Origin of the sequence: Pseudomonas sp. PA-1-3F (assembly GCF_021609665.1) — a bacterium.
Taxonomy (GTDB): domain Bacteria; phylum Pseudomonadota; class Gammaproteobacteria; order Pseudomonadales; family Pseudomonadaceae; genus Aquipseudomonas; species Aquipseudomonas paracarnis.
In genome coordinates this window covers 26692-47914 of sequence record NZ_WJZD01000039.1, presented here as the reverse complement: position 1 = coordinate 47914, position 21223 = coordinate 26692, and the positions used below count along the sequence as shown (strand labels likewise).

At 59.5% G+C, this 21223-nt stretch carries 21 protein-coding genes; 7 read left to right on the top strand and 14 right to left on the bottom strand.

Going from position 1 to position 21223, the window contains the following annotated elements; all coding sequences use genetic code 11:
* Nucleotides 1–119 precede the first annotated feature (119 nt).
* Nucleotides 120–977: a formyltetrahydrofolate deformylase gene (gene purU, locus GIV26_RS23265; RefSeq protein WP_005792124.1), complete on the top strand. Its 858-nt coding sequence runs from the start codon at nt 120–122 to the stop codon at nt 975–977.
* A gap of 183 nt (nt 978–1160) precedes the next feature.
* Nucleotides 1161–2360 carry a formaldehyde dehydrogenase, glutathione-independent gene (gene fdhA, locus GIV26_RS23260; protein ID WP_014720230.1) on the top strand — a complete coding sequence of 400 codons (1200 nt, stop codon included), beginning with the start codon at nt 1161–1163 and terminating at the stop codon, nt 2358–2360.
* 57 nt (nt 2361–2417) lie between these two features.
* Here the strand turns inward: fdhA and GIV26_RS23255 are convergent, their stop codons facing one another.
* The 7 genes from GIV26_RS23255 to GIV26_RS23225 form a co-directional block, all read right to left on the bottom strand.
* Complete coding sequence (locus GIV26_RS23255) at nt 2418–3692, bottom strand: efflux RND transporter periplasmic adaptor subunit (protein ID WP_442962919.1); 1275 nt, start codon at nt 3690–3692, stop codon at nt 2418–2420.
* Nucleotides 3676–5085: a TolC family protein gene (locus GIV26_RS23250; protein ID WP_232458739.1), complete on the bottom strand. Its 1410-nt coding sequence runs from the start codon at nt 5083–5085 to the stop codon at nt 3676–3678. The genes GIV26_RS23255 and GIV26_RS23250 overlap by 17 nt, the downstream gene beginning before the upstream one ends.
* A 4-nt stretch (nt 5086–5089) precedes the next feature.
* Nucleotides 5090–6289: an ABC transporter permease gene (locus tag GIV26_RS23245; RefSeq protein ID WP_236282386.1), complete on the bottom strand. Its 1200-nt coding sequence runs from the start codon at nt 6287–6289 to the stop codon at nt 5090–5092.
* Nucleotides 6289–6999 carry an ABC transporter ATP-binding protein gene (locus tag GIV26_RS23240; protein ID WP_034128873.1) on the bottom strand — a complete coding sequence of 237 codons (711 nt, stop codon included), beginning with the start codon at nt 6997–6999 and terminating at the stop codon, nt 6289–6291. The genes GIV26_RS23245 and GIV26_RS23240 overlap by 1 nt, the downstream gene beginning before the upstream one ends.
* A 163-nt stretch (nt 7000–7162) precedes the next feature.
* Entirely contained in the window at nt 7163–7642 is a 480-nt protein-coding gene (locus GIV26_RS23235) for a hypothetical protein (protein ID WP_034128872.1), read from the bottom strand.
* Nucleotides 7643–7871: 229 nt separating this feature from the next.
* Entirely contained in the window at nt 7872–8234 is a 363-nt protein-coding gene (locus GIV26_RS23230) for a hypothetical protein (protein ID WP_034128871.1), read from the bottom strand.
* 325 nt (nt 8235–8559) lie between these two features.
* Complete coding sequence (locus GIV26_RS23225) at nt 8560–9018, bottom strand: anti-sigma factor domain-containing protein (protein WP_034128870.1); 459 nt, start codon at nt 9016–9018, stop codon at nt 8560–8562.
* A 136-nt stretch (nt 9019–9154) separates the two neighbouring features.
* Between GIV26_RS23225 and GIV26_RS23220 the strand changes: the two genes are divergently transcribed.
* Nucleotides 9155–9727, top strand: coding sequence for a DUF2780 domain-containing protein (locus GIV26_RS23220; protein ID WP_034128869.1), 573 nt, complete (start codon nt 9155–9157; stop codon nt 9725–9727).
* On the opposite strand, the gene GIV26_RS23215 is transcribed toward GIV26_RS23220, so the two are convergent.
* Nucleotides 9724–10608, bottom strand: a complete 885-nt coding sequence (locus GIV26_RS23215) for an acyltransferase (RefSeq protein WP_105228780.1) — start codon at nt 10606–10608, stop codon at nt 9724–9726. The genes GIV26_RS23220 and GIV26_RS23215 overlap by 4 nt on opposite strands.
* A 171-nt stretch (nt 10609–10779) precedes the next feature.
* On the opposite strand from GIV26_RS23215, the gene rloA2 reads away from it, so the two are divergent.
* The 4 genes from rloA2 to creD are packed head-to-tail and all read left to right on the top strand — an operon-like array spanning nt 10780 to nt 14797.
* Nucleotides 10780–11280 carry a retropepsin-like aspartic peptidase RloA2 gene (gene rloA2 / locus GIV26_RS23210; RefSeq protein ID WP_014720226.1) on the top strand — a complete coding sequence of 167 codons (501 nt, stop codon included), beginning with the start codon at nt 10780–10782 and terminating at the stop codon, nt 11278–11280.
* 8 nt (nt 11281–11288) lie between these two features.
* Complete coding sequence (creB, locus tag GIV26_RS23205) at nt 11289–11957, top strand: two-component system response regulator CreB (RefSeq protein ID WP_060763981.1); 669 nt, start codon at nt 11289–11291, stop codon at nt 11955–11957.
* Nucleotides 11957–13396, top strand: a complete 1440-nt coding sequence (creC, locus tag GIV26_RS23200) for a two-component system sensor histidine kinase CreC (RefSeq protein ID WP_236282377.1) — start codon at nt 11957–11959, stop codon at nt 13394–13396. The genes creB and creC overlap by 1 nt, the downstream gene beginning before the upstream one ends.
* 51 nt (nt 13397–13447) lie before the next feature.
* Entirely contained in the window at nt 13448–14797 is a 1350-nt protein-coding gene (gene creD, locus GIV26_RS23195) for a cell envelope integrity protein CreD (protein ID WP_236282374.1), read from the top strand.
* A 207-nt stretch (nt 14798–15004) separates the two neighbouring features.
* On the opposite strand, the gene GIV26_RS23190 is transcribed toward creD, so the two are convergent.
* The 6 genes from GIV26_RS23190 to GIV26_RS23165 all read right to left on the bottom strand — a co-directional run bounded on the left by GIV26_RS23190 (nt 15005) and on the right by GIV26_RS23165 (nt 21208).
* Nucleotides 15005–15634 carry a glutathione S-transferase gene (locus GIV26_RS23190; RefSeq protein ID WP_236282373.1) on the bottom strand — a complete coding sequence of 210 codons (630 nt, stop codon included), beginning with the start codon at nt 15632–15634 and terminating at the stop codon, nt 15005–15007.
* Between the two features lie 106 nt (nt 15635–15740).
* Nucleotides 15741–15911, bottom strand: a complete 171-nt coding sequence (locus GIV26_RS23185) for a hypothetical protein (RefSeq protein WP_236282371.1) — start codon at nt 15909–15911, stop codon at nt 15741–15743.
* Nucleotides 15908–17011 carry a PepSY-associated TM helix domain-containing protein gene (locus tag GIV26_RS23180; RefSeq protein WP_236282369.1) on the bottom strand — a complete coding sequence of 368 codons (1104 nt, stop codon included), beginning with the start codon at nt 17009–17011 and terminating at the stop codon, nt 15908–15910. Before GIV26_RS23180 ends, GIV26_RS23185 begins: the two co-directional genes overlap by 4 nt.
* 63 nt (nt 17012–17074) lie before the next feature.
* Entirely contained in the window at nt 17075–19513 is a 2439-nt protein-coding gene (locus GIV26_RS23175) for a TonB-dependent siderophore receptor (RefSeq protein ID WP_236282367.1), read from the bottom strand.
* 211 nt (nt 19514–19724) lie between these two features.
* Nucleotides 19725–20693, bottom strand: coding sequence for a FecR domain-containing protein (locus GIV26_RS23170; RefSeq protein ID WP_236282365.1), 969 nt, complete (start codon nt 20691–20693; stop codon nt 19725–19727).
* Nucleotides 20690–21208: an RNA polymerase sigma factor gene (locus GIV26_RS23165; RefSeq protein WP_236282363.1), complete on the bottom strand. Its 519-nt coding sequence runs from the start codon at nt 21206–21208 to the stop codon at nt 20690–20692. The genes GIV26_RS23170 and GIV26_RS23165 overlap by 4 nt, the downstream gene beginning before the upstream one ends.
* Between the last annotated feature and the right edge of the window lie 15 nt (nt 21209–21223).

The following is a 21223-nucleotide window of genomic DNA, read 5'->3' as shown; positions in this document are numbered from 1 at the left end:
TTCCCACGCTCCGCGTGAGAATGCATACCGGGACGCTCTGCGTCCCAAAAGCGGACGCAGAGCGTCCATGGCGGCATTCCCACGCAAAGCGTGGGAACGATCAGCCTGAGGAGTGACCCATGAGCCGCGCACCCGATACATGGATTTTGACCGCCGACTGCCCCAGCGTGCTCGGCACGGTGGACGCGGTCACCCGCTACCTGTTTGAGCAAGGCTGCTACGTCACCGAGCACCACTCGTTTGATGACCGCCTCTCGGGTCGGTTTTTCATTCGTGTTGAGTTCCGTCAGCCTGACGGCTTTGACGAACAGGCGTTCCGCGATGGCTTGGCCACCCGTGGTGAAGCCTTTGGCATGATCTTCGAACTGACGGCGCCGAACTACCGGCCCAAAGTGGTGATCATGGTCTCCAAGGCCGATCACTGCCTCAACGACCTGCTGTATCGCCAGCGCATCGGCCAGTTGTCGATGGACGTAGTCGCGGTGGTGTCCAACCATCCCGATCTGAAGCCCTTGGCTGATTGGCACCAGATTCCCTACTACCATTTCCCCCTCGACCCCAACGACAAACCGTCCCAGGAGCGCCAGGTGTGGCAAGTGGTGGAAGACACCGGCGCCGAACTGGTGATCCTTGCGCGCTACATGCAAGTGCTGTCACCAGAGCTGTGTCGCAAGCTGGACGGCAAGGCCATCAACATTCACCACTCGTTGCTGCCGGGCTTCAAGGGCGCCAAGCCTTATCACCAGGCGTACAACAAGGGTGTGAAACTGGTGGGCGCCACGGCGCATTACATCAACAACGATCTGGATGAAGGGCCGATCATCGCCCAAGGCGTGGAAGTGGTGGATCACAGCCACTATCCCGAAGACTTGATTGCCAAGGGGCGCGATATCGAAGGGCTCACATTGGCGCGGGCGGTGGGGTATCACATCGAGCGGCGGGTGTTCTTGAACGCCAATCGCACCGTCGTTCTTTAGATCACTATCGCAGGCAAGCCAGCTCCCACATTCCTGGAGGTGTGAACCCGATCCACTGTGGGAGCTGGCTTGCCTGCGATGAGGCCCTTACAAGCAACACAAGAAACAGCATCTGTACCCGAGCACTTAACGCGCTGCCCCAAGGGCAACGCAGTTCCATAAAAACAACAGCGAGGTGAAAGCATGTCTGGTAATCGTGGTGTCGTGTATCTCGGCAACGGCAAGGTCGAAGTACAGAAAATCGACTATCCCAAAATGCAGGACCCCCGTGGCAGGAAGATTGAACACGGCGTCATCCTGCGCGTGGTCTCCACCAACATCTGCGGCTCCGACCAACACATGGTGCGCGGCCGTACCACCGCCCAGACCGGCCTGGTGCTCGGTCATGAAATCACCGGTGAAGTCATCGAGAAGGGCAGCGACGTCGAGAACCTGAAAATCGGCGACCTGGTTTCCGTGCCGTTCAACGTCGCGTGCGGCCGCTGCCGCTCGTGCAAAGAGCAACACACCGGCGTATGCCTGACCGTCAACCCGGCCCGTGCCGGTGGCGCCTACGGCTACGTGGACATGGGCGACTGGACCGGCGGCCAGGCCGAGTACGTGCTGGTGCCGTATGCCGACTTCAACCTGCTGAAACTGCCGGACCGTGACAAGGCCATGGAGAAAATCCGTGACCTGACCTGCCTCTCCGACATCCTGCCCACTGGCTACCACGGCGCTGTTACTGCCGGCGTCGGCCCAGGCAGCACTGTCTACATCGCGGGTGCCGGCCCGGTGGGTCTGGCGGCTGCCGCCTCCGCTCGCTTGCTGGGTGCAGCGGTGGTGATCATCGGCGACGTCAACTCGATCCGCCTGGCCCACGCCAAGGCCCAGGGTTTTGAAGTGGTCGACCTGTCCACCGACACCCCGCTGCACGAACAAATCGCCGCGTTATTGGGCGAGCCCGAAGTGGACTGCGCCGTTGACTGCGTGGGCTTCGAAGCACGCGGCCACGGCCACGACGGCGTCAAGGCCGAAGCCCCGGCCACCGTGCTCAACTCGCTGATGGGCGTGGTACGTGTGGCAGGCAAGATCGGTATCCCAGGCCTGTATGTGACCGAAGATCCAGGTGCTGTCGATGCCGCCGCAAAAATGGGCAGCCTGAGCATTCGCTTTGGTCTGGGCTGGGCCAAATCCCACAGCTTCCACACCGGGCAGACGCCAGTGATGAAGTACAACCGCCAACTGATGCAAGCGATCATGTGGGACCGTATCAACATCGCTGAGATCGTCGGCGTGCAGGTGATCAGCCTTGATGATGCGCCACGTGGCTATGGCGAGTTCGATGCGGGTGTACCGAAGAAGTTTGTGATTGATCCGCACAAGCTGTTCAGTGCGGCGTAAAGGCAAAGCAAACAAAGGGCGACCCGCGGGTCGCCCTTTGTTTAACAAAGACGCGCATCATTCTCGCGATGAGCTGCCAAGGCTCACCTGCCCGGGTGCAAGACCAAAAACTTCTACGCCCTCGGCGTTGGCATGGCCCACCTCTACGATCCGGCGTTCAATCGGCTGGCCCTCGCCTTTACGGTAAATCACGACCATTTCACTGCCTTCCTGGCTTATCGCTTCGGGCGCCACGATGATGGCCTGTTCATTGTGGTAGGCCGTGATGTTCAGGCGTGCGCTCATACCGGGACGGATACGCTTGGCCTGTCCTGGCGTCAATGCCGCCACGCTCAGTGTGACGGGAAACAGTGCACTGTCACCGGGGTCATCGCTGGGCAAGGCCAGGTTGCCGACCGCTTGCACATGGCCAAGCAGCGGCTCGCCGAGAAATCCATCACCCAGGATTTCAACGCGCTGTCCCGGTTGCAGCTGGTTGATATCCAGCTCGGATGCCGTAGTGACGATCTTCAGTGTTTCGGTATTGGCCAAACCCAGCAGAGCCTGATTCTGACTGACCCTTGAGCCGGTCTGTACGAGAGGCGTTACTCCGGCCCCTTGTGCGGCATTTACAGGAACAATAACGCCGGTGAACGGTGCTACCACGACTTGTTTGGCAATCAACCGTTGCAGCTGTTCGTACCTCACCGTGGCATTGGTCAGCTCCATTTCGGCAATCTGCCGAGCCTGCCCTTTCCCTTCGTCTAATAACGCGTTCAGCTCGTTTTGAGCGCTGCTGCGTTCAAGTCGTTGCAACTTCGTTTGCTGCTCCAGTTCGTCAAGTTCGTTGCGCGCAATAATGCCGCGTTCGAACAGATGGCGGTTTTCTCGTAGCCTGCCTTCCAGGTTGCTCAGTGAGATGTCGGCGGTGCGTAACGCACGACGCGCTCGTGTGACTTGAGTGCCGTTTTCCCAATTGTTCAACTCGTGCACGGTTCGTTGGGCTTTGAGTTGCCCGGACAGGGCTTCGCGTAACTGCAGCTCGATCAGCGTAGGGTCCATGCTCAGAAGCGCTTGGCCTTTCTGTACCCACTGGCCCTGTTCGGCTTCGAGGGACTGGATAACGCCTTCGAATGGAGCGTTGAGCACGATGGTTTGGATAGGCTCGAATTTTCCGACCAGGCCGATATGTAGCGTCATTGGCTTGGTGTGCACGCTCACCCATTGCGGTGCGGGGGGCGGCGCAATCGCAACTTTTTTCACGATCAATGCAGCGCCAATCAACGCTATCAGCATCATCGAACCTATGCGCCAATAGTGCGAGTGACAGGCCTTTTCAGTGTGGGCCTTCAAGTGCAATCTCCCATTTTTCCAAGGTCATGCCGAGGGTTTCGTCCAATTGCGTCTGGGCGTTCAGATAAGCGATGAGTGCGTTGATACGTGCATTTTCCGCATCGCGCAGATCGTTTTCGAAACTGATGATTTGAAAATTGCTGGAGCGCCCGACGCTGAGTTTTTCGCGCTCGATGTCCAGCTTGCGCGTGGACAGTTCGTTGGCACGCAGGGCGATTTCATATTGACGCCAGCGGGTGCCAAGTTCGCGCACTACGTTGCTGACGTTGCGTTCCAATTCTTGACGGGCGTCGGCGATTAGCAACTGCTGTTGTTCTACATTGATACGCGCACGTGTCTGCGCTTGGCGGGTGCTGATGTCGCCAATGGGGATTTCCAACTGAAGGCCGGTATAGCTTTCCCAGCGCCGAGCAGAGCCGGTGCCTGGGTGCTCACGCACCTGACTGGCACCCGCCACCAGAGAGAGGTCCCAGCGAGCGGCATCCTTGGCGAGGATCATGTCCAACGCGGCCTGCTGGCCATTGAGCAATGTGGAGAGGTACTGAGGTTGCTGAGCTTGCGCCAGGTGTATGGCTTGTGGCAGATCGACCTCCAGTGGAGTTGCCTGTACGGCCTCGGTGGCCTGAATGTTCGTGGACAAATCCAGTGCCAGCAGGCGCAGCAGGGCGAGGCGTTGAATATCCAGCTGGTTTTGCGCTTCTTCGACACTCAGTTCCTGGACGGCGATATCAGCTTCGGTCTGCACGATTTCAAATTGAGCCATGCGCCCGGCGTTGATCAGTGCTTTGTTCACCGTCAACAAGGCCCGCGCCCTTTGAAGCGACGCCTGGACGATGCCCAGTTGCTCCTGAGCCCTGATCAGCTCCCGATAGGTTGTGATGATGGTGGAGACTGTTTGAGAAATATTCGCCTTGAGGTTCAGGCGGTTGGCTTGCTCTGACAATCTTGCGAGCCGCAGGGGGGCGGTGGTGACATCCGGGCCGGATCCGCGCAATAACGGTTGGATTATTTCCAGGTTTATCCCGTCGCTGCGCAGGTGGCCCACCTGCTCGGAATGGTTGAGCTGCTGGGTCCATCCCACGTTCAAGCGCGTGCCGTACTGTCCGAGCAACGTAGCCGTGGGGGTAAGTGCGAGTTGACGAGCTTGGTCTTCGCTGCTTCTGATGTTTGTGTATTCACTCTTGAGCAAGAGTTTTGGCTTGAACGCGTCCTCAGCCACGCGCAGGTCGAATTTTTGGCCCTCCCTTTGCAAGTAAGCGCTGCGTATTTCACGGTTGTTGCGCAGGCCAAGGTAAAGGGCATCCGCCAGACTCATGCCGATAGTCTGCTCGCTTAACAGCGAGGAGGCTTTGGCATTCTGGACACACAAGAAAAACGCTGCGGTCAGCACCAGGTATCTACTCGTCTTCACGCAGCGCTTCCACAGGTTGTAGCCGCGAGGCGGAAAGGGCGGGGTAAAGCCCAAAAAACATACCGACTACTATCGCGCTGCCAATGCCCAACGGCACCGACATTGGCGACAGCGCGAAGCTCCATCCCGATACACGGGCATAAATGAGGGCCAAGCCGACGCCCAGGATGGCTCCGGTAAGTGCTCCCAAGGTGGTCAAGGTCAGTGCTTCGATCATGAACAGGTTGCGGATATCGCGGGGACGAGCGCCCATGGCCATGCGCAAACCGATTTCTCGGCGCCGTTGCGCGATGCTCATCAGCATGACGTTCATCACCCCGACACCACTGGTGATAAGCGAAATGCCAGCGAGGGCGGCTAGCAGATAGGTGAAGGTTCGATTCTGTTGGGACAGGCCGTCGATGATCTGCTGGGGGACCAGAACGTCGATGTCCTGGCCGTGAAATAGCTGTCTTAATCCGTGTTTGAAGTCGGACGCCACGCTACCAATAGGACGCGCGCCCGGAGCACGTGCGAAAACGTGGGTGACTGGCGCCCAAGCTTGTAGTCGGCTGACACCTTGCAGTGGAATAAACATGGAGGTGTTGGGGTCGAACGGAGCAATCGCCGACGCAAACCGTGGATGCAGAACGCCTATGACTTGGAACAGTGCATGTTGCACTCGTAGTGTGTCGCCTATGCGCACCGGCGTGCCAGCGCTGGAGAGTTCATCGGCGAGCTGGCGGCCTATCACTGCATGAGTGGCTTGGTCATCGAATTCGCTCAGAAAACGCCCTTCATGCACTTCCAAGCCCAACGCCTGTTTCAGTGGGGGCGTTGAGCCGATCAGTTGGATAGAAATGTCGCGCCCCTTGAACGTCACTGAGTTGCCCATCAGGGCAACGGGTGCAATGTTCACTAAATCAGGGACTTTATTGCGCAGTTGAGTAATGCCTGCGGGCAGCGGCGAGGTTTGCCTCGTATCTGCGGCATTTGAAACCTGTGCAACTAGTGTATCGACACCCATTCCCTGGAAGATTGCAGCGGCTTCTTCGGCGGCGTTGTGACCGATATTGATGAGGGCGACCACCGAGCAGCTCCCCATGACGACGCCGAGAAGGGTGAGCACTGCGCGTTTGCCCAAGGTCCGCAGGTTTGTTCTGACGTCATGTATCAGGTCGCGAAAAGTTTGGCTCCCGCCGCTCATCAGTTCTGACACGGTTCGTGCTCACGCAGGGTTCGGTCCTGAACGAAGATTTGTCTGTCCAGGCGCGCGGCGATGTCTAAATCATGGGTGACGACAATCAGCGTGACGCGGTGCTCACGATTGATTGCCAGCAACAATTCCAGAATGTCGTTTGCCGTGCGGCTGTCCAGATTGCCAGTGGGCTCGTCCGCGAGAATCAGGGAAGGCTCCCCCACGAGAGCTCGCGCAATTGCGACTCGCTGTCGTTGGCCGCCAGACAGATCGGCGGGGAGGTGATGTGCCCGGTGGCTGAGGCCGACCTGGTCGAGTCTGTGCATGGCACGCTGCAGGGCTACTCGCCGGCCAAGGCCACGGTAGGAGAGAGGCAAGGCGACGTTGTCCAGTGCGCTGAGGCGTGGCATCAGGTTGAAGTTCTGGTAGATGAAACCTAGGTGTCGGTTGCGTAACACGGCCAGTTGATCCGGTGTCGCCTTGGATGTGTCGTGTCCGTAAAACTCATACCGCCCTTCATCAGCCCGGTCCAAGAGGCCGAGTATGTTAAGTAATGTGCTCTTACCTGAGCCCGAAGTGCCAAGTACGGCACAGTGGTCACCTGCGTTTATCTGCAAGTTTATGTTCTCAAGAATTGAGATGGGCTGTTTGGCAAGTTGATAATGCTTGCATACGCCCTGCAGCGAGAGGGCGAGCGGGGGGGCAGGGATCACGAGCATTTGAAGTTCAGGATGTTCGATAAAGGAGGCGGGATGGCGACAATGTATTTGACTGTTCGCATGCAAACAAAAAACCGTGTGCGAGTTGTCTTTTCATTGGGCTAGGTGCCTGACGCCGGTGCTTTTGTAAATGCAAGAGCACCAGCGGCGAACAATCAGCGGCTTAGATCGAGATAAAGCATCTAGGGTCGGACCCGGACTTATCAAATATCATCTCAATTTCTGCACTTCGCAAACCGGGGTTATAGTTGGCCATTTTCAAATCATGCCATTGCCTGTCCTGCTTCATGGCATCTGCTGACTTTGTCACGCGGGTTTCATTTCGGCTGACGGTCTTGATATTGACATTGGCTTTGCTTCTGTCGGTGTGCCCGTCGGTTTTCACAATTCGGTACTTGTCTACGCGCACGTAATGTATGGTACTTCCGCTACCGGCAATAACGCCTTGAACGTAGCCGACAAAATTCCCGGTGCTGCATGAACGAGAAAATGCTGATTCAGTGACAGCTTGATTTGAGAAAGAATTTCCAATCGGAACAGTGATGGTGCCGATAGCGCTCGCTAACCCGCTCGCACTTGCAACGGCCGGAAGGCCGAACAGCGCAATTGCAAGTAGTCCGGGTTTTAAGAAGGATTTAAACATGTCGTTCTCCGAAAAATTCATTGCTGTTTTCGGCACTTCGTGAGGGGCCTGGCCCGTGGCTTGGTTGTTATTAGAACGGGTTGGCTGCAGTCTGATAGTTTTCTATTGTTAGTTAAGTAGGACTTGTCTGAGGTTTGCTATTTCCAGCAAACCCGCTTCTACAGGTTCTTTGGAAACTGCCAGTTGATGCGCAAGCAAACAAAGGGCGACCTTCGAGTCGCCCTTTGCATCACTTAAGCGCCGTCAACCGCAAATAGGGATCGGCCACCTCACCGTTTTTTATCAAACGTTTTCCACCGTAATCACAGTGCACCTTACCGTCGCGCACGTTGATGGCTTCTGCCTGCAGTGCGTATTCCGGGTCCAGAAAATCATCGTTGGTCCCGGCGGTTTGCCCCGTCCATGTTTTGCCTTGGGTTTGGGCTGAATACTGATAGCCCTCGCCATAGGGCGGCGGCAGGTCGGGGTCTGTGTAGGGTTTTGAATGGATGTCGCTGACGGCAGGGCATTGGCCCGTGTCGACGGCCGCGTTGCGGGCTGGCAGGTTGTAGGCGGTGACTAGAGAAAAGAGATTAGGTACCCATCCGATCATCGTTATAACTCCTTGTCCACGAGGTAGTCCTCCCTGCTCTGCGTTGGGAGGCCGATCTGGGTGGGGCGTTACACGGGTTAGGTTCCTTGGAAGCTGCTACAGCAGGTTACGGGACATGCAACGGGTCGGCCGGTGAGTCTGCAAATGAGACCATCTCTGGGAGCAGGCTCGCCCGCGAAGGCGATGTGTCAGTCACTGCATTATCGCTTTCGCAGGCAAGCCAGTTCCCACATTTGATCTTTGTTGCTTTGAACATTGCGTTCGCTTAACGGATCGGCATCAGGGCAAGCCCACTCCTACATTTAAACCGAGTGTCAGCCGGTGATTAGCGCGTGGCCAGGGCGCCTTGGTAGACCGTCGGCCCTGTCGGTTGCTTGCTCACCGAGCCACCCTTGGTTTCCGAACTCACCATCAGCTCCACCGGCTTGCTGATGCTTTCTTGCTGGCGCGGATTCAGGCCGATGATGCCTTTGCCATCCTCCGGCAGCAGGCCAAGGGATACCGGTGTGCCGTCTTTGGGAATCGCCCAGAGTTCAAGGCTTTGGTCCGGTGCTGGCGCCGTGGAGGCAATCGGCTGCACTTCCAGGTAATCCTTGTGGGCCATGATTTGTGCGGCTGGCTGCTGGGTCGTGGTCACCAATGTCGCCGCGGATTTGACGCTGTCCTGGGTGTAGAGCGCGCCGCCGATACCGGCAACCACCACCACGCAGGCGCCGATGAACAGGCGAGGGCGGCTCCAGAACGCAGGCTTGTGCTCAATCACTGGGGGTTGGATCGCAGTCATAAGTCTCTTCTCGACAAATTTTGTAGTCAGTTCATGGACCCGCTTATCCCCGATGGGTTCCTCAGGGGCTCCGGAACAACCGACGGGATACCCAGTCCAACGCCTGCGTTTACCCCTATACCCAGAGGTTGTGTCGATGAAGATTTCACGCGGTTTTGCCCTGTCCTGCCTGTTGACCGTGGCCGCCGGCCCGGTGTTCGCCGCAGGTTTCAGCCTTGGCGATGCAGCCAATGCCATTTCCGGCATGCAGGGTGGCAACAACAAGGCTGCCGCCGCCGCGCCCACCTCGGAGACGGCCGACCTGCTGACGGCCTTGACCTCGCAACTGAACATCACCCCCGAGCAAGCAGTGGGCGGCACGGGCGCCATGCTGGGTCTGGCCAAGAACAAACTCAGCGGCAACGACTTCTCGCAGTTGAGCAGCACTGTACCGGGCCTCGACAAGTTGTCAGGTAATAACGCATTGGGCAGCCTCGGAGCCCTGAGCGGGATGCTCGGCCAAACCGGTGGCAGCAAGACCAGCGGCCTGGACGGCCTGTTGGGCAACGTGAAAAGCACCAATGACTTGAACACCGCCTTCAGCGCATTGGGCATGGACAGCGGCATGGTCGGCCAGTTTGCCCCGGTGATCCTGAAATACCTGGGCGGCGAGGGGGCCAGCAGTTCCGTGCTGGGCAAATTGGCTCAGGCCTGGGGCACCGGCAGCTAAGGTTCTTGGCGCAGTTGTTCGATGCGCGCATCCTTTTCCATCCAGAGCTGGTTGACCCAGTTCTGGACGGTCTGGCGAAACGCCGGATCGTTCTCGTAATCCCCTTGCCACAACGCCGGGTCCAGTTCGCGGGTACGGATATCCACGATCACCTTCGGCACTGCGCCGCTGATCAAGTCCCAGAACCCCGGAATCTTTTGCTGCGGATACACCACGGTCACGTCGAGGATCGCGTCCAGTTGTTCGCCCATCGCCGCCAGCACAAATGCCACGCCGCCCGCCTTGGGCTTGAGCAATCGGGTAAACGGTGACGCCTGCTGCTTGCGCTTGGCCTCGTTGAACCGCGTGCCCTCCAGGTAATTGACCACCGTGACCGGCTGGCGCTTGAACAGCTCGCAGGCCTCTTTGGTGATCTTCAAATCCTGCCCCGCCAGCTCCGGGTGCTTGGCCAGGAACGCCTTGGTGTAGCGTTTCATGAAGGGGTAATCCAGCGCCCACCAGGCCAGGCCGAGGAAGGGCACCCAGATCAGTTCTTTTTTCAGGAAGAACTTGAAGAACGGCGTGCGCCGGTTCAATGCCTGGATCAGCGCGGGAATATCGACCCAGGATTGGTGGTTGCTGATCACCAGGTAAGAGGTATCGCCGCGCAGGTCTTCGCCACCGCGAATATCCCATTGGGTGGGGATGCACGCGGCGAAGATCAGCTTGTCGATCTCGGCCCAGGTTTCGGCGATCCACATCACCGCCCATGAGGCATAGTCACGCGAGCGCCCTGGCGCCACCAGCTTGAGCAGGGCGAAGACCATCAAGGGGCCGATCAGGATCAGCGTGTTGACTAACAGCAGCAGTGTAACCAGACAGCCGGTGAGCAGGCGGCGCATAAGCAACTCTTGGAATTCTGTGGGCGGGCCATGATAAGCAAGGTGAGTCTAGAGGCCAAATCGCAAATTGCCCGACGAATGTTTCACACTGTGCGCGATATGCTCGGTCATCCAACTAAGTGCTGTGTTTGCGGTCTAGACTCCGCCCACTTCTTTCGAGGAAATCCTGCCGTGAAATTGCTCCTTGCCGCGTTCGCCCTGGTTGCTGTGCCTGTCATGGCCGCCGAACCCACCCTTTACGGTCGCTACGAATACATCCAGTTGCCGGAGATCGGCCAGACGTTCAAGGCCAAGATGGACACCGGCGCGCTGACCGCCTCGCTGTCGGCGCGCGACATCGAAACCTTTCAGCGCGACGGCGATGACTGGGTGCGCTTCCGCCTCGGCGGTGAAGACGCGGGTAACAAGGTCTATGAGCACAAGGTGTCGCGCATCAGCAAGATCAAGAGCCGCGCCGACGAAGATGATGACAAGGACGAAGCCAGTGTGGCCAAGCGCCCGGTGATCGATCTGGAGATGTGCCTGGGCGACGTCAAGCGCACCGTCGAGGTCAACCTCACCGACCGCAGCAGCTTCAACTACCCGCTGCTGATCGGCGCCAAGGCCCTGCGTGAATTTGGCGCTGCGGTAAACCCGGCACGTCGCTACACTGCCGACAAACCGGACTGCTGATTGAACCCATGCCGCACATCCTGATTGTCGAAGACGAAGCGGCGATAGCCGACACGCTGATCTTTGCCCTGCAAGGCGAAGGCTTCACCACCACCTGGCTGACGCTCGGCCAGGCGGCGCTGGAGCATCAGCGCCAGACCCCGGCCGACCTGGTCATCCTCGACATCGGCCTGCCGGACATCACCGGCTTTGAAACCTGCAAGCAATTGCGCCGCTTCAGCGAAGTGCCGGTGATGTTCCTCAGTGCCCGGGATGCGGAGATCGACCGGGTGGTAGGGCTGGAGATCGGTGCCGACGATTATGTGGTCAAGCCTTTCAGCCCGCGGGAAGTGGCGGCGAGGGTCAGGGCGATTCTCAAGCGGGTCGGCCCGTGTGTGGCGCCAACCCTGTTCCAAGTGGATCTGGAACGCATGCAGATTCTTTATCGCGGCCAACCCTTGAGCCTCACGCGGCATGAGTTCCGCCTGCTGCAAAGTCTGCTGGACCAACCCGAGCGCGTGTTCAGCCGCGAGCAACTGCTGGACGCGGTGGGCGTACCCGTTGATGCCGGTTACGAGCGCAATATCGACAGCCATATCAAGAGTGTGCGCAGCAAACTCAGGAGTGTGGCGGCGGATGCCGAGCCGATCCAGACCCATCGTGGCCTCGGCTATAGCTACAGCCCGAGCCACAGCTGATGCGTCTTGGGCTGCGGATTTTCCTGGTGTATGCGCTGTTTATCGGCCTGACCGGCTACTTCGTGCTCAACACCGTGATGAAGGAAATCCGCCCCGGCGTGCGCCAGTCCACCGAAGAAACATTGGTGGACACCGCCAACCTGCTGGCTGAAATCCTGCGTGCAGACGTTAAAAACGGCACCCTCGGCCAGAGCCATTGGCCCGAGCTGCTCAAGGCCTATGGCAACCGTCAGCCGGGTGCGGTGATCTGGGGGCTGCCGAAAAACCAGGTCAACCATCGCATCTACGTGACCGACGCCAAGGGCAGGGTATTGCTCGACTCCAGCGGTGAAGCGGTGGGCCAGGACTATTCGAAATGGAACGACGTGTACCTGACCCTGCGTGGCGAATACGGTGCGCGCTCCACCCGCAGCGATGCAGACGACCCCACCTCATCGGTGATGCACGTGGGGGCGCCGATTCGCGATAACGGCCAGATCATCGGCGTGGTCACGGTGGCCAAGCCCAACAGCTCGTTGCAACCCTACGTGGATCGCACAGAGCGGCGCCTGCTGTGGTACGGCGCCGGGCTGGTCACCCTGGGGCTGCTGCTGGGCGCGCTATTGTCATGGTGGCTGACGGCGGCCCTCAGACGCCTTACCGCCTATGCCGAAGCCGTCAGCGAGGGCCGCCGCGCCGAGTTGCCGCATTATCGCGGCGGCGAGCTCAAGCAGTTATCCACCGCCGTGGAACACATGCGCACGCAGCTGGAAGGCAAGGCTTACGTAGAGCGCTACGTGCATACGCTGACCCATGAACTGAAGAGCCCGTTGGCGGCGATTCGCGGTGCAGCAGAGCTGTTGCAGGGTGACATGAGCCGCGAGCAGCAGCAGCGGTTTGTCGGCAATATCGACAGCGAAAGTGCGCGCCTGCAACAGTTGATCGAACGCCTGTTGAACCTGGCCCAGGTGGAGCAGCGACAGGGTCTGGAAGAGCAATCGAGCATTCCTTTGGCCGCCCTGGTTGAGGATGTGCTCAAGGCTCAATGTGCGCGGGTCGAAGGCGCCGGCTTGCACGTCGAGCAGGCGATTGCCGCTGATGTGAAGGTATTTGGCGAACCTTTCCTGCTACGCCAGGCCCTGGGTAACCTGCTGGACAATGCCTTGGACTTTACTCCGCCCGGCGGCACGCTGCGGTTCAGCGCGCAGGTGCGGCATAACGAGGTGCAGGTCAGCCTGTTCAACCAGGCGGAGGCGATTCCCGATTACGCCTTGCCGCGCCTGAGCGAGCGCTTCTACTCGCTGCCGCGCCCGGCCAGCGGGCGCAAAAGTACGGGCCTGGGGCTCAACTTTGTCGAGGAGGTGATGAAGCTGCACGGCGGCTCGTTGCAGATCGGCAACGTACCGGGCGGCGTGCAAGCGGTGCTGCATCTCCACACAGTCTCCACATTGCCCACATAAATCTCCCATACCCACTGGGCAGACTCTCCCCATCAAAACAGGGAGAGACCCATGAACCGCAACCTGCTTTTCAAATTGGGCGCGATTGCGCTGCTGATCCTGCTGTTGCTGATTCCATTGTTGATGATCAACGGCATCATCAGCGACCGTCAGCAACTGCGCGACGGCGTACTGATGGACATTGCCCGCAGCTCAAGCTTTGCCCAGCGCCTCACCGGGCCGGTGATGGTGGTGCCGTATCGCAAGACCGTGCGCGAGTGGAAGCTCAATGAAAAGCTCAACAAGCGCTACGAAGAAACCCGTGAAGAACGCGGCCGTCTGTATTTCCTGCCGGACCGTTTTGAGCTCGACGGCAAGGTGCAAACCGAACTGCGCTCACGGGGCATCTATCAGGCGCGGTTGTTCCACGCCGACAACCGTATCAGCGGGCGTTTCGACTTGCCTGCGCAGTTGGGGATCACCGAAGACTTCGCCGACTACCGCTTTGAGCCGGCGTTTTTGGCGGTGGGCATCAGTGATATTCGGGGTATTGAAAACGCGCTGAAACTGGAGCTGGGTGACCAGCGGCTGGAGTTCTCGCCAGGCTCCCAAGTCGACTGGCTGGGTGAGGGCGTGCATGTGACGCTGCCGGCGCAGGACGGCAAGAAACCTTCCGTGCTGGAGTTCGCCTTCGACCTGCGCCTGCAAAGCACCGAGCAACTGCAAGTGGTGCCCGTGGGCAAGACCAGCCAGGTATCACTGGCGTCCAACTGGCCGCACCCGAGCTTTATCGGTAACTTCCTGCCGGCTCAACGTGAGGTGACCGACCAGGGCTTCAGCGCCAATTGGCAGACGACATTCTTCTCCACCAACCTCGAACAAGCCCTGCAGAACTGCCTGGACGGGCAAGGCTGTGAAGACTTCAGCAACCGCAGCTTTGGGGTGAACTTCATCGACCCGGTAGACCAGTACCTCAAGAGCGATCGGGCGATCAAATATGCGCTGTTGTTTATCGCCCTGACCTTTGCCGGCTTCTTCCTCTTCGAGGTGCTCAAGAGTTTGGCGGTGCACCCTATCCAGTACGCCCTGGTGGGCGTGGCGCTGGCGTTCTTCTACCTGCTGCTGTTGTCGCTGTCCGAGCATCTGGGCTTTGCCCTGGCCTATCTGATATCTGCCAGCGCCTGTGTGGTGTTGATCGGCTTCTACGTATGCCATGTGCTGCGTAGCGTCGCCCACGGCCTGGGGTTTTCGGCCGGGCTGGCGACGTTGTATGGCTTGCTGTACGGCTTGCTCAGTGCCGAGGATTACGCGCTGTTGATGGGCTCGCTGCTGCTGTTTGGCCTGCTGGGCACGGTGATGGTGCTGACGCGCAAGCTGGATTGGTACGGGGTGGGTAAACGCAAGGTGGAGCAAGGGCAATGATCGGATTGCGCGAAGATCAGCAGATGAAAGCGAGGATGGTCGACTTCCTCACCAACGCCACCTTTCACTGTAGGAGCGAGCTTGTTGTGGCGAGCAAGCTTGCTTGCGCTGGGGTGCGAAGCGCCCCTGATAAAGCCGGCTCCAGCTGCGCTGTCGAGCGGGAGCAAGCTCCCTCGCCACAACAAGCTCGCTCCTACAGGGGGCTGGTCAAACCGGGGGTTGGGTCTGGTGCATCGAAGGCCGCTGACTGACCTCGGCGTACCAGGCGGCAAGCTTGGGGTTATCTATGCGCCATTGCAGATCCGGGTGGCGAAAGTCTATGTAGCCCAGGGCACAGGCCACGCTGATGGCGGCGATGTCGAAGTGGCTGGCCAGTTCGGCAATGGCGTCCCGCTCCAGTTCGGCGAGGGCGCGGCGGATCTTGTTGCGCTGTTCGTCCAACCATTGGTGCCAGTGTTTCTCCACCGGACGCATGGCGGTCTCGTAACGTACCAGCACGGCGGCATCCATGATGCCGTCAGCCATCGAGGCCAGGGTCAGGCGCCGCCAGCGGGCCGAGCCGGCGCGGGGGATCAGCGGGTTGCCGACATGCTGGTGGTCGAGGTAATCGAGAATCACCCGGCTGTCATGCAATACCGAACCGTCGGCCAGGCGCAGGGCCGGGATCTTGCCCACGGGGTTGCCTTGCAGCACTTCGGCATCCGGGTTGACCGGAGTGGGCAGGCACGCGTGCAGGGCCACACGATCCTGCTGGCCGGTTTCGATCAGCAGCACGCGAACTTTGCGCACGAAGGGCGAAGCGGGGTTGTGGAACAAGGTCATGCTGGGGGCGGACATGGGCATTCCTCTGTAGGAGCGAGCTTGCTCGCGAATAACGCCAACGATAACGCAGCTCGCCTGGTTTAACGCGGTGCTCTCAGGTTTTTCGCGAGCAAGCTCGCTCCTACAGTAGTTTGTAGACGGCAATGGCCGCGGGTATGCCCAGCCCGATCCAACTCAACGAATCCCACCACCCATCGCCCAGCAACGCGGCAAACAACCCGGCGGTACTGAGCAGGCCAATCCCCAGCGGTATGGCAAAGACCTTCCAGACATTCGACTGCCGCGGCTTCATACCTTGGCCGCCTTGCGCCGTACGATCCATAAGTAAATGCCGCTCACCAGCACGATGATGGTCAGCACATCCAGCACCGCCCACAAAATCTTCATCGGCATGCCGCCGTAATCACCGAAATGCAGGGGTTGGGACATGCCCATGGCATCCATGTACCACGGCCGTTCGGCGATGGCGGTGACGGCCAGGGTGCTGGCGTCGATCAGCACCGGTGTCAGCAAATGGGAGGTCAGGTGGGTGCTGCCCTTCATGAACACGGCGTAGTGATGTTCGCTGGAAAAACGCGTGCCGGGGAAGGCGATAAAGTCCGGTTCCATACCGGGCGCGGCCTTGGCCGCAATGCTCAACAGCTCCGTGGCGGGCGCGCGTTGGGTCAGCGGCGGGGCGTTCTTGTAAGGTTCGATCATGGCGCTGAGGCTGTCCTGGCGCCAGGCGGCGATGATCAGGTCGGCGCAGGCGCTGATCACGCCGGTTACCCCCACTACCAGCGCCCAGGTCAAAGTGACCACGCCGATCAGGTTGTGCAGGTCGAGCCAGCGCAAACGGGTGGACTTGTCCTGGCGCACCGTGGCGAACTTCAAGCGGCGCATGAACGGCAGGTACAACACCGTGCCCGAGATAATCGCCAGCACAAACAGAAGGCCCATGAACGCCAGCAATAACTTGCCCGGCAGTCCGGCAAACATATCCACATGCAGGCGCAGCAGGAACAGAGTGAAGCCCCCATTGGCAGACGGCATTTCGACGGTTTCGCCAGTGCGGGCATCGAGCATGAAGGTGTGCGACGAATTCGGCTCAGTGCCGGCTGTGGCCGCCATGATCGCAATTACGCCGTTGTTGTCGTCTTCGTCCCAGGCAAGGTACTGCATGGCCTCACCGGGGCGATGGGCCTGGGCTTTGGCCACAAGCTGCTCAAGGTTGAGCCGGGGCGTATCGGCAGGCATCTGCGCCAGTTCGGGCTCATTGCCCAGCAGGTGGTCGATCTCGTGGTGAAACACCAACGGCAGGCCGGTGAGGGCGAGCAGCAGCAGGAATACGGTGCAGATCAGGCTGGTCCAGGTGTGGATGAAGGACCAGCGGCGGATGGTTTTGCTTTTCATCACGGCTCCAAAGGCAAAAGGGCCGCGGTTCAGGCAGCCCTTTATCAGCGGTTTTTCACCGTCTTAGAATTTGTAGTTCACGCTGGCTACGACGTTACGTTGGTCGCCGTAGTAGCAGTAGAAACCATCGCAGGTGGACAGATAGTCCTTGTTGAAGATGTTCTTGGCGTCGACGGCCACCGTTACGCCCTTCATGACATTGCTTACACGGCCAAGGTCGTAATGCACCGAGGCGTCGTAAACGGTATAGGACCCTACGTGGCCGAGCTCGGTGTTGGCAGCGTTGCCGTAAGTATCACCGACATACCGTACGCCCGCACCTACACCGAAACCGTCCAGCGGGCCGCTGCGCCAAGTGTAGTCGGCCCATCCTGTGGCTTGGTTGCGAGGCAACTGGTTCAGACGATTTCCTTTTTCAGCGACTGCGCCTTGGGTGATTTCGCTATCGTTATAGGTATAGGAACCCACCAGCTTTAGGCTTTCAGTAACGTCTGCACTGGCTTCGAGTTCCAGGCCGCGAACCCGAACCTCGCCAACTTGGCGCGTGATGCTGCCTTCTGTAACCGAGGTGTTTTGTTGAGTCAGGTCGAATACCGCTGCGGTATACAAGGCTTTGGTGCCCGGTGGTTGGTATTTGACGCCTGCTTCGTATTGCTTGCCCTCAGTTGGCTTGAAAGCCCCTGTGCTGGCTACTTGAGTGCCTGAACCCGCCTGGAATGACTCGGCGTAAGACAGGTACGGAGTAATGCCATTGTCGAAGACGTAGCTCAACGCCGCGTTACCGCTGAAATGCTTGTCACGTTGAGTATTGGTGGCGTCGTTGATGTTGTGGAAGGTAGTGCCAGTGTGTACCCAGTCTTCACGTCCGCCGAGGGTCAAGCGCCAGTTATCGAGGGCCATTTGGTCTTGAACGTACAGACCGGTCTGTTGGGTTTTTTGGTTGTAGTCATACATGGTGAAGTACTGGACCTTGGAAAAGTCCTGTCCGTACACCGGTCGATTGAAGTTAATGGTGGGTACACCGGCTGAACCCCATAGCCAGCGGGCATTGCTGTCGGAGCGCTGGTGGTCGAGACCAAGCAATAGGGTATGACTTACAGGACCGGTCTGGAAGTTAGCTTGAAAATTGTTATCGACTGCGAACTGGCCGATGTCCTCATCGACCTTGCCGGCGGAGCGGCTCACGTTGCCGTCGGCATCGACCGCAGCTTCCGGGCCATTCGGGAAAAACGCTCCCCCTGCGGTAAGGCCCTGGAACGACAAGTCGTTCTTGGTATAGCGCAGGTTCTGGCGGAACTGCCAAGTGTCGTTCAGGCGCGTTTCAAACGCGTAGCCCAGTGCATAGTAAGTACGGTCGTAGAACTCCCAGTCGGGATCGCCCAGGTTCTTATGATGGGAAATCTTGCCGGCTGGCGAGCTCAATTTGGTGCCTTGCAGCGGCAGGAACTGACCGGTGATACCGGTATCGTCGCGAGTAAATTGTGTGAGCAAGGTCAGCCTGGTGTCGTCGTTGATATTCCACGTGAGACTGGGCGCAACGTTGTACCGCTTGTCCGGGATGTGGTCCACCGCCGTATTGCTGTCGCGGACGACGCCACTGATTCGGTAGAGGAACTGGCCTTCGTCGTCGATTTTGCCGGTGCTATCGAAGTTGATCTGCTTGTGGTTGTTGCTGCCTGCCTGCACTTCAATTTCGTTTGAGCTTTCGGCCTCGGGGCGACGGCTAACCATATCCAGCAAGCCGCCGGGTGGGGTTTGCCCGTAGACCGACGAAGCGGGGCCTCGCAGCACGGCGATGCGTTCCAGATTCCAAGTATCGATTTTCGGCGTCGCGTAGTTACCCTTGGGCAAAGGCAGACCATCGAGGAATTGGGTCGGGACAAAACCGCGAACCAGTAACCAATCACTGCGCGAATCGGAGCCATAGCCACTGCTCTGCACGCCGGCCGTGTAGCGCAGGGCGTCATTAAGGTTGAGAACGGAGCGGTCTTCCATTTGCTGGCGAGTAATGACCGTGACGGAACGGGGCAGCTCGGCGATAGGAGTATCAGTCTTTGTGCCCGCCGCTGTTCGAGTAGCGACATAGCCATCCACCGGCCCCCAGGCGCTTTCATAGCTGCCTTGGCCGGTGATGTTGGTGGTCGGCAAGGCAACGACGCCCTCCGGAACCGGCATCAGGGTGTAAGTGCCCACACTGCTTTGTTCCAACTGCAAGCCAGTACCGCGCAAGGCCTCACGCAACGCGCCCTGCGCATCGAACTGGCCTTTGACCGGCGCCGAGGTCTTGCCGGCGGCGAGTGCGGGGTTGAGGGTCAGCGCCAGGCCGGCCTGGCTGGCGATCTGGTTCAGGGTGGTGGCCAGGGGCGCAGCCGGCAGGTTATAGGCGCGCACGCTGGAGGCTTGTTCGGCGGCGATCAGCGGGGAGCTGGCGAGCGGGGCGCTGAGGGCGATCGCCATGGCTAACAGGCTGGGGCGCAACAAGGTGTCTAGCGTGCGGGACATAAGGGCGGCTCCTGAATGGAAATATTTCTCAATTGCCTAGGTGCCGAGCGAGAATCGAAAAGTGATAGGGCCGGGTGAAAATATTTTTTGCGGTGTGCTGTGATCGTTCCCAAGCTCCGCGTGGGAACGCCTCTTGTGACGCTCTGCGTCACGGCCTGGGACGCAGAGCGTCCGGGCTGCATTACCACGCGGAGCGTGGGAACGATCAAGCCTAAGGCTTACCCTTGACGGTCACCCACCACGTCGTGTGCTGCTCGATCTGCACCGGCAAAGTCGGCAACAGCGCATTCAATGCCAACGTGGTGTCATGCAGCGGGAAACTGCCGGTGATGCGCAGGTCGGCCACGTTGTTATCCACCCCCAGGTAGCCGGTGCGATAGCGCGCCAATTCCTCGATCACATCCCCCAGCCGAGCGTTGTCCACTACCAGCATGCCGCGGGTCCAGGCATCGGTGGCGGGGGTGACGGCCAACAGTGGCCCGAGCCCGTCGCCGCGCATCAGCACTTGCTGGCCCGCCTTGAACACTTGTTCCTGGTGCAGCGCCTCGGGCTGGGCGGCCACGGCTGACTGCAACACACTCAGTCGCGTAGCGTCGTCTTCGCGCTTGACGATAAACCGGGTACCCAGCGCCCGCAGGCTGCCGTCGCGGGTTTGCACGTAGAATGGGCGCGAATCGTCGTGGCCGGTTTCGACGAGAATTTCGCCTGCCTGCAACACGATCAAGCGGCGTGTTTCGTCGAAGCGCACATCAATGGCGCTGTGGGTGTTGAGGTTTATCCGCGTGCCGTCCGCCAGCTTCAGCGTGCGCTGTTCACCGGTGGCGGTGCGCTGGTCGGCCAGCCAATAGTGAATAGGCACGTAACGCTCACCGGCAAACAGCGCCAGGCCACACACCAGCACGATACTGGCCAGGCCCCGGCCCAGCTTGCGCACGCGCTGGCGAATGCCGTGGCGCGACTGCAGCAGCGCCGCCCGAGCCGGGCCCGAGGCCACACTGAAACGCTGGTCGAGCATGCCCAACTGGCGCCAGGCGCGAGCGTGTTCCTCATCACTGGCCAGCCACTTGCTGAACTCTTCCTGTTCCACCGCGCTGCCGTCGCCCGAGTCGAGGGACAGTTGCCAGGCAATCGCGGCATCCAGCACGCGCGACGACACCGGTTTGGAGCCGATCGCGGTCACGACGGCTCGCCATACAGTGCGATGTAGCACTGGCGAATGCCCTGGGCCAGGTATTGGCGCACGCGGGGCACCGACACGCCCAGGCGCTGGGCGATTTCGGCATGGCTCAGGCCGTCGAGGCGGTTATAGAGGAACGCGGCGCGGGCCTTGCTCGACAACTTGCCGAGCAGGCGGTCGATGGCCTTGAGGTCTTCGAGGATCAGTTGCTGGGCTTCCGGCGAAGGCTGTTCGTTTTCCGGGATCAGCATCAATTCGGTGAGGTAGGCCTGTTCCAGGGCCGCACGACGGAAATAGTCAAACAGCAAACCCTTGGCGATGGCCACCAGGAACGCCCGCGGTTCGCGGGGCTCGCGCAACTCATCACGGCCCAGCAGGCGCATGAAGGTGTCCTGGCTCAGGTCTTCGGCACGGCTTGGGCACCCCACGTTACGTCGCAGCCACGCCAACAGCCAGCCACGGTGGTCGCGATACAACGCACCAACAAGCTCACTGCGTGGGGTATGGACCGACGACAAGGCATCACCGAATAA